Below are 14,119 nucleotides of genomic sequence, written 5' to 3'. Positions count from 1 at the left end.
ATTACCGTATAATTATATATAAAATTGTAGCTATCTCATTCATAAGGGAGAATATGAAATGAAAATTGAATCCTTTCGGAAAAAATTAAGAAAAGAAATATTAATTTATTCAATTGCCTTAATTACTATTATTACGGTGATACTTAGCTTGATGATAGTAGGTTTTAATAGATTCTCTATTGATATGTATTTAACAAGTACTGAAGATGTTATAAATGCTTTAGTAACCAAAGATATCTCACTTTATGAAAAGGATCTTCTAACAAATCGTAATCAATTATATAAACAGTTTTTTAATAATGAAGTAGATGATCCTCAGATATACTCAAATTTTTACAATATTAACTCCAAACAAAAGCTAAAAAGTGATCTATTAATTTTTGATTCCTCTATGAATATCATTTTTTCAACCAGTGGTAATTGGCAAGAAAAGAATACTCCATCTAATTTTTTAAAATTAGTTGGTTCAAAAATAGAAAAAAATGAGGTAGCGCAGCGTATTTATAAAGACATACACGGGGAACATTATTTGCTCTTAATGACTGAAGTCAATAAAAGTGATGAATTAGGTGGATATATTGCGTATCTTATTAATGGAAAAGAAATCCGTTCGGAATTTAATCAGGTACCTGCACAATTTATAATTTCCGATAAATATGATAACGTTTTCGCATCGAGTTCTAACCAGTTTATATCTGGAAGTTTAGAAAAAGTAGAGTCAAATACAATATCAAAAAGGTTTATTATAGATAGTAACCTTTACTACTCAAAGAAAACTAAATTAAGCGAAACATTAATGCTCACTGTTTTTCGAAAAAGCGATTTATATCCTTCGCTTTTAAATATAAGTATTTTAGTAGTATTAATCATTACATTTTTACTATTTATATTTGCCTTTTTCTTTTCTAAGAAAATTTCTTTGAAGAACGCGAAATCAGTAGAAATACTTAAAGAAGAAATGGGAATGGTAAAAAAGGATAATAAACATCGGTTATCACTTCAAACAAAAGATGAATTTGAGATGGTCTCTAAAGAAATCAATGTAATGTTAGAAGAACTATCTAGTACTCATGATAAAAATATATCATTATTACAAGAAAACCATTTGGCTGAGCGGAAAAAATTAGAAGCACAATTTAATCCTCATTTTTTATATAACACTTTAGAAGTAATTAGAGCGTCAATTCAATTTGATAAGAATTTAGCGAATGAATTGATTATACATTTAACAAAAATACTAAGGTACAGTATTGAAGAAAAGAATAAGAAAGTAACCTTAGAAAATGATATCAAATATATTGAAGATTATCTTAAAATCAATGCATCCAGATTTGAATATTTTAATTATAACTTAGAAATTGAGCATAATACTTACGATTTACCTGTTCCCAAATTATTTTTGTTACCTATTATTGAAAACAGTTTGAAGTATGGTTTTAAAGTTCGGAATGACTTGAAAATAACCATTATTAGCAGAAGAATAGAAACGGATTATTATATAATTAAAGTTTTAGATGATGGTAGAGCACTAGAAAAAAGTAAAGCTCAGGAAATAAATACTCAATTACAAGATAACCAACCTATGTGGAATCACCACGGATTATCAAATAGCAAGAGAAGACTACAACTAATGTACCCTAATTCAACTTTTAATATATATACAACAGAAAAAAATACCATTGTAGAAATAAGGATTGGAGGCCAATGACGTGTATCGCATACTGATAGTAGAAGATGAGCATATTATTAGGAAGGGTCTAATATTTGGATTTAATTATGAACAATCTGGTTGCGTGGTAGTCGGTGAGGCAAGTAATGGACAAGAGGGCGTAGAGAGGATTAAAGAACTAGTGCCTGATATAGTTATTACTGATATTAATATGCCTATAAAAAATGGATTTGATATGTTAGAGGAAACTATAGACTATATGTATAGTACAATAATTATTTCAGGCTATGATGAGTTTTCAAATGCACACCAAGCGATTAAATATGGTGTCAGTGAATTTCTGGTTAAACCTATCGAAATGAAGCAATTTAGCCATGCACTAGAACGTGCAAAGCAGCAATGTAAAATGATACAAACGTATAACAATGAAAAAGAAAGAAACGACTTGGTAATCAATACAAAATTGATTGATAAAGACTTTTCAACTATTCATGATGAAATAATTAATAAAATGATTCAATTTGTAAATGAAAACTATGATAAGCGATTTGTTTTTCAAAATGTATCGGAAGAGATCGGATATAGTTCAACACTCCTTCATAATCGCTTTAAAGAGTACATGAATATGACATTTAATGACTATGTAAATCGTTATCGTATCCAGAAGTCAATTGCATATATAAAGGAAAGAAAATTTAAACTATATGAGATTGCAGAAATGTGTGGTTTCAGTGATTATAAGTACTTTAACAAAGTTTTTAAAAAATACGTAAATATGAGTGTCAGTGATTTTATAGAAAGATTATAAATGAAGGATTTTCTCTAAAAAAGTAATATTTTAGTATATGAAAACGTTAACATTGTTGATAAAGTTAATCAAAGAAGAAAAGGAGTGTTTGAAATGAATAAATTCAAAAAAATATTATCGGTAGCGAGTCTTTCTTTACTAGCTTTAACAGCATGTGGAAATGGATCAGATTCTAGTAGCGGTATGGTGGAGGAATCAGATACACTGGTCGTCTACTCACCAAATTCAGAAGGATTAATAAATGCAACAATTCCAGCATTTGAAGAAAAATATGATATTAAGGTTGAACTTATCCAAGCAGGTACAGGAGAGCTTTTTACAAAGTTAGAAAGTGAAAAAAATGCACCTATAGCAGATGTTATTTTCGGTGGTGCGTATTCGCAATATGCACAAAGTACAGAGTTATTTGAGGAGTATGTTCCCAGTGAAAATGACCAATTAATTGAAGAGTACCAAAATAAATCGGGTTTTTACACACCATATACAATTGATGGAAGTGTTATCGTGGTTAATCCCGATTTAGTAGGTGATTTAGATATAGAAGGATACAGTGATTTACTGAATGAAGAACTTAAAGGTAAAATAGCTACTGCCGACCCGGCAAATTCTTCAAGTGCTTTTGCACAACTAACTAATATGTTAGCAGCGCAAGGTGGCTATGAAAACGAATCCTCGTGGGACTATGTCAAAAAACTATTTACATTAATTGATGGGAAAATTAGTTCAAGCTCAAGCAATGTTTATAAGGCAGTATCTGATGGAGAAATGGCAGTAGGATTGACTTACGAAGATCCAGCTGTAAAGCTTCTTAATGATGGTGCAAATATTGAAATTGTTTATCCAGAAGAAGGAACAGTATTTTTACCAGCAAGTGTTGCTGTAATTAAAGATGCTAATAATTCAGAAAATGCAAAACTGTTTGTAGACTTTGTTATTTCTGAAGAAATACAAAATGTGCTAGGGACAACAACAACAAACCGACCTGTTCGAAAAGATGCTGAAACAAGCGAAAATATGAAGGAATTAGATGATATTAAGATTATTGAAGAAGATATGGACTATGTTATTTCAAATAAAAATGATATTGTCTCTAAATATAATGAAATATTTGTTGATATTGAGTCTAATAGATAGGTGGAATTAATATGAGCGAGATTATAATAAATAATGCACGTAAAGAATATAATGGTTTAGCAGTTATTCCAGACTTATCAGTATCGATTCCTGAAGGTACATTGTTTACATTACTTGGTCCATCCGGTTGTGGAAAAACAACCCTGCTGCGCATGATAGCAGGGTTCAACACAATCGAAGGGGGAGATTTTTACTTTAATGAAGATAGAATTAATGACAAGGATCCAAGTAAGAGAAACATAGGGATGGTTTTTCAAAATTACGCTATATTTCCACATTTAACAGTCCGTGAGAATGTAGAGTTTGGCTTAAAACAACGTAAACTTTCAAAAGATGAAATTAAAAAAAATACGGATAAGTATTTAAACTTAATGCAAATTGCTGAATATCAAGATCGAAAACCAGACCAGTTAAGTGGTGGACAACAGCAACGTGTCGCACTGGCCAGGGCACTTGCAATCAATCCTGACGTTTTATTAATGGATGAGCCATTGAGCAATTTAGATGCGAAATTAAGGGTAGATATGCGTCAGGCTATTCGAGAGATCCAAAGAGAAGTTGGAATTACTACTGTATACGTCACGCATGATCAAGAAGAAGCTATGGCTATATCAGATAAAATAGCTGTTATGCAGGCTGGAATTATTCAACAAGTTGGAAAACCAAAGGAACTATACCATCGGCCAAGTAACGAGTTTGTAGCTACATTTATTGGACGCACTAACATAATGGATGGTAATTTAATCAAAGTAGATGGAATAGCATATTTAGAATTCAAAGATGGTTTTAAACTTGCCTTTCCTTTACTTAACAAAGAGGAAGAGCAGCCTGTAAGAATTAGTATTCGCCCCGAAGAGTTTATTCGAGTAGAAGAAAAAGGTGATTTTGAGGCGATAATAAAAGATAGTATTTACCTGGGACTAAATACGGAATACTTTTTAGAACTCAATTATGGAGAAAATGTTCAAATGAGTGAAGAATCAACATTTTATGAGAACCTTAATTCTGGAGATAAAGTCAATTTGAAAGTTAATACAAAAAAAATAAATGTTTTTACTTCAGATGGGGGACGCAACCTTTTGGGGGTGTCAGAATGAAAAAGAAATTTTCATTAGATTTATGGAATGGATCATCATTTATTATATTACTTACGTATTTAATTTTTCTTGTATATCCAGTGGGAAATGTTTTAGTACAAGCAATGATAACAGATACTGGGTTTGGTTTTGATAATTTCATTACATTTTTTTCTAAAAGTTACTATTCGACTACACTTATTAATAGTTTTAAAGTTTCAATGACAGCAACATTTTTCTCTTTAATTATTGGTGTTGTTTTAGCATATTGCTTTGCTATGTATCAATTTAAAGGAAAGAAAACTCTAAGAATTTTGATTATCATTGCGTCAATGTCTGCACCGTTTATTGGTGCCTACTCTTGGGTTCTTCTCTTGGGTAGAAGCGGTGTTATAACTAAGTTCCTCTCAAATATATTTGGAATTACAATGCCAGATATTTATGGGTTTACGGGAATTACGCTTGTTTTTACGTTACAACTATTTCCATTAATATTTTTATACGTAAACGGTGCATTTAAGAGTATTGACAATTCTATTTTAGAAGCGGCAGAAAGCATGGGAAGCACAGGATTTAATCGGTTTTTTAAAGTGATTTTACCTTTGTTAATCCCAACACTATTAGCGGGTGCCTTGCTTGTTTTTATGAGAGCTTTTTCTGACTTTGGAACACCTATGTTAATCGGGGAGGGTTACCGGACTTTTCCAGTACTAATTTATTCAGAGTTTATGAGTGAGGTAGGCGGAAATGCTGCATTTGCATCAGCTCTAGCGATTATCGCTATTATTATTGCACTTTCTATTTTTCTAGGGCAAAGGTATGTAGCTAATCGCAAATCAATTACGATGAGTTCTTTACATCCTGTCGCAGCTAAACCAGTTAGTGGGATTAAAAAAGTAATTGTATATGTTATTAATTACGGTATCGTTTTTTTAGCTATTCTTCCACAAGGATATCTAATTTATACATCATTCAAAAATACACAAGGAATGGTCTTTCAGTCGGGTTATTCGCTAGATAGCTATAGAGAAGCATTTGATCGAATGGGATCTGCCATATTTAACACGATACGTATTCCACTTATGGCAATGGTTATTGTTATTATCTTTGCAATTTTTATATCTTACCTAGTTGTGCGAAAACGGAGTGCAGTTACTTCAGTTATTGACTCCTTAAGCATGATTCCATATATTGTACCTGGTACAGTAATGGGTATTGCATTCCTAACTTCTTTTAATACAGGTATTGGTGGAAGTGGATTCTTAGCTATTACTGGTACAGCTTTAATAATGGTAATATCTATGTCTGTCAGAAGATTACCATATACAATCAGGTCATCTGTAGCTTCACTTATGCAAATTCCAACATCAATTGAAGAGGCAGCATCAAGTCTAGGTAGTGGAAAAGTAAATACTTTCTTTAAAATCACAGTACCTATGATGTTATCTGGAATTATTGCCGGTGCCATTTTAAGTTGGATTACAATGCTTTCAGAGCTTTCTACATCTATACTTCTCTATAATGTTCGAACACGTACAATGACAGTTGCAATATACACGGAAGTTATCCGTGGGAATTACGGCATTGCTGCTGCTCTTTCAACTATACTGACAGCATTTACTGTTATTTCCTTATTAATTTTTATGAAAGTTACAAAGAGCGATGATATTTCAATGTAGAATGAAAAATGGAAGTTAAATAAAACACCTCCCAGAAGTTAAGCTAAAGCCTTAACTTCTGGGAGGTGTTTTAAGTTTTATGTGGGAATAACCCTTCTAAGAAATTAAGTAGTTGCCACTTTTTTTCTTCTGGTAAGGTTGAAATAGCAGAAGAGAGTTTAGTATCAACGACACTAGCTTCTGTATTAAAAAATTCAGATAAAGTGACGCCGAGTGCATCGCAAATTTTAGCTAAAGTAGGTAAGGATAGCTTGCTTGAGTTATTTTCTATGGCTGAAATAAAAGAAGGGGAAACCTCAATTATTTGTGATAACTCTTTGGCGGTCATATGAGATGCTTTTCTCAAGTTTTGAATACGAGTCCCTATGTCCATATGATTATTCCTTTCTCGCATATAGTTCCTTTATATATTAACATAAAAATGCATTAGAACCATTACTATTTTAATGAATAATATGATAAAAACCCTTATATTTTGTATTTAAATTCAGCTTAAGGTTAATAATGTCTTGTATTTATTCAGTTAAGTGTTAATATGTTTGGAGCAAACATTTTATAAGGAGGAAGTTATGAGTAAGAAAAAGTCACAGTTAGTGGACGGCATGACATTAGCAGAAGAGTTTAAAAATGTAAATATAAAAAACGAGTTATTAGCAGGTCTGACGGTTGCGTTGGCACTCATCCCAGAATCAGTAGCTTTTGCTTTTGTGGCGGGTGTCAGCCCAATCTTAAGTTTACAAACATCGGTGGTTATCGGAGTCGTCGCAGCGATTTTTACTGGTAGACCTGGTATGATCAGCTCATCTACTGCAGCCATATCAGTTGTTATGGCTGCTTTAGTTGCTTCACATGGGTTAGAGTATTTATTTGGCGCAGTTATATTAATGGGACTCATCCAACTATTAATTGGGGTATTGAAACTCGGAAAATATGCTCGGATGATTCCTTATCCCGTTATGCTTGGTTTCTTAAATGGTCTTTCAATTGTTATTTTTACGTCACAATTTGAATTGTTTAAGTTAAATACAACAAGTGGCAGAGAATGGATTCAAGGCCTGGATATGGCAATTGTGCTGGCGCTTGTTCTTTTGACAATGGGAATTATTCAATTTTTCCCAAAATTAACAAAAGCAATCCCTCCAAGTTTAGCAGGAATTATCATTTTAACGCTAATAGCGGTCTCTTTGGATAACTTTACTGGTTATCATTTACAAACGGTTCAAGATTTCGCAGGTATGACACTAAAAGGTGGTCTTCCTAAATTTTATATCCCACAACTTCCGCTTAATCTCGAGACCTTACAAGTGATTTTTCCTTATGCATTTATAGCAGGTCTCGTCGGTTTAACAGAAGCGGTTTTAACCTTACGTGTAATTGATGAAATGACAGATACGAAAGGAAATACAGATAAGGAAATTGTTGCGCAAGGATTAGCTAACTTAGTCAATGGTTTCTTCGGCGGAATGGGTGGCGATGCTATGATTGGGCAATCTATTATTAATGTCAAATCAGGTGGTAGAACCAGATTATCTGCCTTTGTTGCTCCAGTTGTTTTATTGCTATTTATTATGTTTGGATCAAGTATAATTAATCTTATCCCACTTGCTGCATTAGTGGGTGTTATGTTTATGGTTGTTGTAGGTACATTTAAGTGGGAAAGTCTTAAATATAGAGGGAAAATTCCCAAACAAGATATCGTTGCTATGCTAGCTGTTACGGGAATTACTATTTTTTCTGATTTAGCAACAGCGGTTATTGCAGGCGTTATTCTTTCTGCCTTAGCTTTTGCTTGGAAAAAAGGAAGCGAAGCAGATGCACAAGTTATTGATAATGAAGATGGCTCACGAACTTATAAACTGAGTGGCTCCATTTTCTTTGGATCTGTTTTAAACTTTAAAGATTTATTTACCCCCAATCAAGATCCAGAAGTTGTCATTTTCGACTTTGAAAATGCAAAAGTGATGGATTACTCGGGTGTAGAAGCCATTAATGCGATGGTCGAAAAGTATGATTTATTAGGAAAAAAATTACTCTCGTTCAAGTTGGTAGTTACAGTAGAAACCTCTTTAAAAAAGCAAACGAATTAACAATTATTAGAAAAGAAACCATTCAAAAATAAAGATAGGAAAGAACAAGATTTGTTTATCACAAGGTAAACAAATCTTGTTCTTTTTTTATTAGCTTTTCTTGTTGATTGCATCTCTATAGGGTGTGATAGATTAGAATAATTCTTTTCTAGAAAAAAGGTTATTGCCCACATAAACTGTTCAGGCTAAAAATATAGTTTTATCAGAATTGACAAAACTATAAAATAGGGTAGAATATAAGTATAAAAACTTAATTTAATTCGCTCTTTTTATAAGAGAGCCCATTAAATCTGAACAGGCGGTAAACCACACAAAGGTTTATGCAGCCGGTCCACCTTTGTGTGGTAGCAGCGTTGTGCAAAAAGGCACACCTGTGGGACAGTATCTACTGTTCTATAGGTGTGCCTTTTTTTATTTTATAAAAAGGAGGGTAACGGTTTATTAGGTATCAAAAAACATATTAAGAAAGGATCGATTTTTATGTTGGAGTATTTATTGAAAAAAAGACCAGGACAGTTTTTAGCTATTGGAATTGTTTTTATTATTTTAGGTTTTGTGACAACGGGTACCTCTAGTCGCTTATTCTTTTATATTTCGATTTTCTTTTTAGGCTTTTTCGCAGCTAAAGAAGCTTTAGTTGAAACGATTCAATCAAAATCGCCTAACGTAGACTTATTGATGATATTAGCAGCTTTAGGAGCTGTTCTTATTAATTATGAATCTGAAGGTGCTACTTTACTCCTCATTTTTGCAGGTGCTGAGTTCCTAGAAGAATATGCCAACGATAAATCTTCCAGTGCCATTAAAGAACTAATGGCTCAAGTTCCTGCCGTTGCCCAAGTGCTAAAACCAAATGGTGACGTTGTTGAAGTTGCCACAAAAGATTTAGCTATTGGTGATATCGTTGTTGTTTCTAAAGGTGTCCAAATTCCTATTGATGGGAGTACCGATCGAAAGACCCAAGTAAACGAAGCAGCATTAACAGGAGAATCTTTACCGGTAGATAAAAGAAGCGGAGAAGAAGTTTTTGCTGGTACGTTTAATGAAGGAAATGCTTTTCATTTAACAGTTATGAAAACAAGTGATCAAACGGTGTTCTCAAATATCATCCGAATGGTTGAAGAGGCGCAAACACGTCCTTCTACAATTTCAAAATTTATTGATCGTTTTGAAAAACCTTATGTCATTAGTGTGTTAATTGCCGTCCCTCTTTTCATCGCCGCCCTCTTTTATTTTAATGACTTTACTTTCCAAGAAGCTTTTTACCGCGGCATGGTCTTGTTAACCGTGGCAAGTCCATGTGCCCTAGTAGCCGCTGCAACACCAGCGACCTTGAGTGCGATTAGTAATGGCGCTAAAAATGGTGTCTTGGTTAAAGGTGGTGCTGCTATGGAAGCTTTAGCGACGATGGACGAATTGTATAGCGATAAAACGGGGACGATTACTTTTGGAGATTTTCATGTAGTAGAGTATGAAGCTTCTGAAGAAATTATTAAAGAAGTTGTCTTTATGGAGCAACAATCAACACACCCGATTGCAAGTGCCATTGTTTCTCATTTTGATTCGTTAAGCTTGCAAGCCGTGGATGCTTCAATTCCTGTGGAAGAGATTGCTGGATCAGGTTTGAAAAAGGGAGACATTCGTGTAGGAAAACCCAGTGCCTTTGCTAATTTCAACGATCCACAAGCATATCGTGATAAACCCTCCCTCGATCATACAACTGTTTTTGTTTCTAAAGGAAATGATGTTGTCGGCTACTTTTCTTTGAGTGACCAAATTCGACATGAAGCGGTTGAAGCGATAGAAGGATTCCAAGAAGAAGGTATTCGGGTGGTTATGTTAACAGGGGACAATGAAGCTGTTGCAAAATTAGTGGCTCAGGAAGTGAAAGTAGATGAGTATAAATCTTCTTGTTCACCAGAAGATAAAATCACTTTTATTCAAGAAAGCCAAGCAAAAGATAAAGTGGTCGGAATGATTGGTGATGGAATTAACGATGCCCCAGCTTTAGCTAATGCTAATATTGGTATCGCGATGGGAAGTGGTTCTTCCGTTGCTATGGAGTCATCGGATGTTGTAATTGTCAAAAACGATTTAAGTAAACTTTTATATAGTTACCGTTTAAGTAAACGTCTTAATCGAATTATTAAACAAAATATCGTCTTTGCCCTAGGAGTCATTGTCGTTTTGATTGTGTTGAATTTACTAGGTTTATTAGATTTACCCTTGGGAGTTGTATTTCATGAAGGGTCGACTATACTAGTTATATTAAACGGTTTACGTTTGTTACGATCCCGAGAACAAAAATAAGCAGATATTTAACAACAACTTTGGTATAATTAATGATGAGAACCAATTACTCATAATTGTCTAAAGGAGAATACAAAATGGAAGAAGTACATGCTTGTCCGAAATGTCAGTCAAACTATACTTATCAAGATGGGGCGTTATGGGTTTGTCCCGAATGTGGCCACGAGTGGGTGCCGGGATCAGCGAGTGAAAATTCTGAAGAAGGGACCCTAGATGTAAACGGTGTACCCCTATTCGATGGAGACTCTGTGATTATTATCAAGGATTTAAAAGTAAAAGGTAGTAAGAAAGCAATCAAGCAAGGAACGAAAGTAAAAAGCATTCGTCTCATTGAAGACACCGGAGATGGACACGATATTGATTGTAAAATTGATGGTTTTGGAGCAATGAAATTAAAATCTGAATTTGTAAAAAAAGGCTAAATTAATAAAACGACCAAAGAATCAACCCCCTGCATAGAAGCGCAGCTTGATTCTTTGGTTTTGTCTTTCAAAAGGAGGTTTGGAGATGAAAACTAAAGGGAAGAAGATTCTTATAGGTTTTTTAATTCTAATTATTGTTATTTCTAGTGCGTTTTTTCTATATATAAATGATTATTATAAAGCAACTGAAGAAGCGCTCCTCGGATTGCAATCGACAGCAACCATAGAAGTCTCGGGAGAAGACCCAACTCTTTTTTACCCACAAAATGAGGAGTTACCGAATGCAGGTGTTATTTTTTATCCTGGTGGTAAAGTAGAATCAGATGCCTATAGTTTATTTCTAAATAGAATATCGCAAAAGGGCTATGCTGTATTTTTAGTTGATATGCCTTTCAATTTAGCTGTTTTCGATATTGATGCAGCAGAAGATATTATTGAAACGAACTCCCATATTAATGAATGGTATCTAGTTGGTCACTCACTTGGTGGATCAATGGCGGCTATTTTTGCAGAAAAAACAGACAAAGAGCTAGCAGGTTTAGTTTTGTTAGCAGCTTACTCTACGGTCGATTTGTCCCAAGCAAACTTTCCTGTTTTATCTCTCTATGGAAGTGAGGATAAGGTGATTGCACGTGATAAATTGTTAGAATACCGTGATATGTTACCGGATAATCACGTCGAAATTGTTATTCAAGGCGGAAACCATGCGCAGTTCGGAAATTACGGGCCACAAAAAGGGGATGGCAAACCGACTATTACAAGTCAGAAACAGCAAAAGATAACTATTGAACAAATTTATTCATTTATAGATACAAATGGAAGCGATTAATCGTCTTTGCTTGTATCTATGACTGGCTCCTGTTATAATTAGTGAATAAGTGAGCAAGTTAAATTTAAAGGAGCGATCGGCTATGGTAAAAGTTTTTGCAAGTCCAGCACGTTATGTGCAAGGAAGAGATGTTTTGACGAATGCAGCTAGTTATATTGAAAAATTGGGCATGAACCCCTTATTATTATGTGACGATGTAGTTTGGAGTATTGCCGGCGAAAAATTATTTAACCATTTAAATGAACAAGGTTTGACCGTAAAGCATATTCCTTTTAATGGAGAAGCTTCTACCGCTGAGATTGACCGAGTAACGGCGATTGGTAAAAAAGCAGGGTGTGACGTGGTTTTAGGCTTAGGTGGTGGTAAAACAATTGATGCGGCAAAAGCGATCAGTGATCAGTTAGCAGCTGCAACAGTAATTATCCCAACAATTGCATCCACTGACGCTCCTACATCAGCGTTGTCTGTTATCTATACGGAAGATGGTTCTTTTGAAAAATATTTATTTTATAAAAAGAATCCAGATTTGGTGTTAGTCGATACAAAAGTAATCAGCCAAGCACCAACGCGATTACTCGCTTCTGGTATTGCTGATGCAATGGCAACCTGGGTAGAAAGTAGTGCTGTTATTCAAAAAAATGGTTCAACAATGGCTGGTGGGACACAAACCCTTGCTGCTATAGCAATTGCTGAAAAATGTGAATCGGTATTATTTGAATATGGGATTCAGGCAATTGAAGCCAATCGTGCGAAGGTAGTAACTCGTGCACTGGATGCAGTTATTGAAGCAAACACATTATTGAGTGGGATAGGATTTGAAAGTTGTGGACTGGCGGCAGCTCATGCCATCCATAATGGATTTACAGCTTTGGATGGTCCGATTCATGATATGACTCATGGTGAAAAGGTCGCTTATGGAACTCTTACGCAATTATTTTTAGAAAATCAACCAAAAGAAAGACTAGATAAGTTTATTCGTTTTTATCAAGCTTTAGAGCTTCCAACGACGCTAGAAGCTTTACAACTAGGTGATGCTTCTTATGAAGAACTGCTAAAAGTTGGTAAGCAGGCTACGATTGAAGGAGAGACCATTCACGAGATGCCCTTTGAAGTAACAGCAGAAGAAGTAGCAGATGCATTATTAGCAGTCGATGCGTATGTGCGTGCTTTACAATAAATATATACAAAAAGTGAGTAGGAGACCATATGTACTGGTTTCCTACTCACTTTTTTAATTAATTAATCATTTAAATTAAATGATTGAAGGCTAATTGAAAGTTTTCCCGATAATACTCTTCTACCAAAACGGCTGTTTCTTCAATCGAACGATTTTCGACATTTATTGTTAAAACGCCCAGTTGTTCAAATAAATCTGAAGCATAGGCGAGTTCTTCCTGAATACGTTGTCGATCCGAATATAACGAGCTACTTTTTAAACCTAAAGACGCCAAACGAGATTGACGAATATTAGCTAAAGTAGATGCTTCGGTCGTTAAACCAATAATTCTTTTAGGTGATATTTTAAATAACTCTTCCGGAACACGCGCCTCCGGAATAATGGGCAAATTAGCAACTTTATAACCTAAGTTAGCTAGATACATACTCAATGGTGTTTTAGAAGTTCGTGAGACACCTAAAATGACGATATCAGCCTTTTGGAAGCCCTTCGGATCTTTTCCATCGTCATATCGAACTGCAAATTCCATAGCAGAAACGCGGTTAAAATAACTAGAATCTAATTTATGTAAGGCACCTGGTTCTTGTAGAGATTTCTCTTGGTATTGTTCTTCAATACAAGAAGTAAGTGGAGTCATGAGATCAACGTGTCTTAATCCTATTTTTTTAGTGAAATTATTAATGAATGCAATCAATTCCTTGTTTACAAGAGTTGAAACAATTAGCGCTTGTTCAACTTTAGCATCTGCTAAAATATCTTCAATCTGGCCGGATTCAGTAACAAAAGGGAACCGTTTGATTTCAGAAGATTGGAGATTCGGAAATTGTGCTAAAACAGCGGAAGTAATTTTTAACCCCGTCCCGCCAACAGAGTCTGAAATAATATAAATAGGCTTAATTGGTTTTTTGGCTTTGTTATTCATGAAAGA

The 14,119-nt window shown here is 34.4% G+C and carries 12 protein-coding genes and 1 riboswitch; of the genes, 10 read left to right on the top strand and 2 right to left on the bottom strand.

Annotated features, from left to right (window positions below; translation table 11 throughout):
- Positions 1 to 58 precede the first annotated feature (58 nt).
- From BW727_RS05055 to BW727_RS05035, 5 genes are all read left to right on the top strand, one after another.
- The gene (locus tag BW727_RS05055; protein WP_062470140.1) at positions 59 to 1,708 is read left to right on the top strand and encodes a sensor histidine kinase; all 1,650 of its coding nucleotides are present in this window, start codon (positions 59 to 61) and stop codon (positions 1,706 to 1,708) included.
- Position 1,709: 1 nt separating this feature from the next.
- Positions 1,710 to 2,477: a response regulator transcription factor gene (locus BW727_RS05050; RefSeq protein WP_062470137.1), complete on the top strand. Its 768-nt coding sequence runs from the start codon at positions 1,710 to 1,712 to the stop codon at positions 2,475 to 2,477.
- A gap of 93 nt (positions 2,478 to 2,570) precedes the next feature.
- Positions 2,571 to 3,611: an ABC transporter substrate-binding protein gene (locus BW727_RS05045; protein ID WP_062470132.1), complete on the top strand. Its 1,041-nt coding sequence runs from the start codon at positions 2,571 to 2,573 to the stop codon at positions 3,609 to 3,611.
- 11 nt (positions 3,612 to 3,622) lie between these two features.
- Positions 3,623 to 4,708: an ABC transporter ATP-binding protein gene (locus BW727_RS05040; RefSeq protein WP_062470128.1), complete on the top strand. Its 1,086-nt coding sequence runs from the start codon at positions 3,623 to 3,625 to the stop codon at positions 4,706 to 4,708.
- Positions 4,705 to 6,366, top strand: a complete 1,662-nt coding sequence (locus BW727_RS05035) for an ABC transporter permease (protein WP_062470126.1) — start codon at positions 4,705 to 4,707, stop codon at positions 6,364 to 6,366. Before BW727_RS05040 ends, BW727_RS05035 begins: the two co-directional genes overlap by 4 nt.
- 70 nt (positions 6,367 to 6,436) lie before the next feature.
- On the opposite strand, the gene BW727_RS05030 is transcribed toward BW727_RS05035, so the two are convergent.
- Positions 6,437 to 6,739, bottom strand: a complete 303-nt coding sequence (locus BW727_RS05030) for a helix-turn-helix domain-containing protein (protein ID WP_062470125.1) — start codon at positions 6,737 to 6,739, stop codon at positions 6,437 to 6,439.
- 196 nt (positions 6,740 to 6,935) lie between these two features.
- On the opposite strand from BW727_RS05030, the gene BW727_RS05025 reads away from it, so the two are divergent.
- The 5 genes from BW727_RS05025 to BW727_RS05005 all read left to right on the top strand — a co-directional run bounded on the left by BW727_RS05025 (position 6,936) and on the right by BW727_RS05005 (position 13,191).
- Positions 6,936 to 8,453: a SulP family inorganic anion transporter gene (locus tag BW727_RS05025; RefSeq protein ID WP_077795758.1), complete on the top strand. Its 1,518-nt coding sequence runs from the start codon at positions 6,936 to 6,938 to the stop codon at positions 8,451 to 8,453.
- Between the two features lie 280 nt (positions 8,454 to 8,733).
- A riboswitch (NiCo riboswitch) is annotated at positions 8,734 to 8,837 on the top strand.
- 96 nt (positions 8,838 to 8,933) lie between these two features.
- Entirely contained in the window at positions 8,934 to 10,763 is a 1,830-nt protein-coding gene (locus tag BW727_RS05020; protein ID WP_062470123.1) for a heavy metal translocating P-type ATPase, read from the top strand.
- Between the two features lie 77 nt (positions 10,764 to 10,840).
- Positions 10,841 to 11,185, top strand: a complete 345-nt coding sequence (locus BW727_RS05015) for a zinc ribbon domain-containing protein YjdM (protein WP_062470120.1) — start codon at positions 10,841 to 10,843, stop codon at positions 11,183 to 11,185.
- A gap of 85 nt (positions 11,186 to 11,270) precedes the next feature.
- Entirely contained in the window at positions 11,271 to 12,014 is a 744-nt protein-coding gene (locus BW727_RS05010; RefSeq protein WP_062470117.1) for an alpha/beta hydrolase, read from the top strand.
- An 82-nt stretch (positions 12,015 to 12,096) separates the two neighbouring features.
- The gene (locus BW727_RS05005) at positions 12,097 to 13,191 is read left to right on the top strand and encodes a glycerol dehydrogenase (protein ID WP_062470112.1); all 1,095 of its coding nucleotides are present in this window, start codon (positions 12,097 to 12,099) and stop codon (positions 13,189 to 13,191) included.
- A gap of 70 nt (positions 13,192 to 13,261) precedes the next feature.
- Here BW727_RS05005 and BW727_RS05000 read toward each other — a convergent pair whose 3' ends face one another.
- On the bottom strand, positions 13,262 to 14,113 hold the full coding sequence (locus BW727_RS05000) for a pyruvate, water dikinase regulatory protein (RefSeq protein WP_062470110.1): 852 nt from the start codon (positions 14,111 to 14,113) through the stop codon (positions 13,262 to 13,264).
- Between the last annotated feature and the right edge of the window lie 6 nt (positions 14,114 to 14,119).

The organism is Jeotgalibaca dankookensis (genome assembly GCF_002005405.1).
GTDB lineage: Bacteria > Bacillota > Bacilli > Lactobacillales > Aerococcaceae > Jeotgalibaca > Jeotgalibaca dankookensis.
The sequence above is the reverse complement of the archived record's forward strand: the minus strand, read 5'-3'. Positions and strand labels throughout refer to the sequence as shown.

Coding starts and splice junctions, on each gene's coding strand:
- BW727_RS05055 (WP_062470140.1), top strand. CDS start 59: ATGAAAATTGAATCCTTTCGGAAAAAATTAAGAAAAGAAATATTAATT.
- BW727_RS05045 (WP_062470132.1), top strand. CDS start 2,571: ATGAATAAATTCAAAAAAATATTATCGGTAGCGAGTCTTTCTTTACTA.
- BW727_RS05040 (WP_062470128.1), top strand. CDS start 3,623: ATGAGCGAGATTATAATAAATAATGCACGTAAAGAATATAATGGTTTA.
- BW727_RS05035 (WP_062470126.1), top strand. CDS start 4,705: ATGAAAAAGAAATTTTCATTAGATTTATGGAATGGATCATCATTTATT.
- BW727_RS05030 (WP_062470125.1), bottom strand. CDS start 6,739: ATGGACATAGGGACTCGTATTCAAAACTTGAGAAAAGCATCTCATATG.
- BW727_RS05025 (WP_077795758.1), top strand. CDS start 6,936: ATGAGTAAGAAAAAGTCACAGTTAGTGGACGGCATGACATTAGCAGAA.
- BW727_RS05020 (WP_062470123.1), top strand. CDS start 8,934: ATGTTGGAGTATTTATTGAAAAAAAGACCAGGACAGTTTTTAGCTATT.
- BW727_RS05015 (WP_062470120.1), top strand. CDS start 10,841: ATGGAAGAAGTACATGCTTGTCCGAAATGTCAGTCAAACTATACTTAT.
- BW727_RS05010 (WP_062470117.1), top strand. CDS start 11,271: ATGAAAACTAAAGGGAAGAAGATTCTTATAGGTTTTTTAATTCTAATT.
- BW727_RS05005 (WP_062470112.1), top strand. CDS start 12,097: ATGGTAAAAGTTTTTGCAAGTCCAGCACGTTATGTGCAAGGAAGAGAT.
- BW727_RS05000 (WP_062470110.1), bottom strand. CDS start 14,113: ATGAATAACAAAGCCAAAAAACCAATTAAGCCTATTTATATTATTTCA.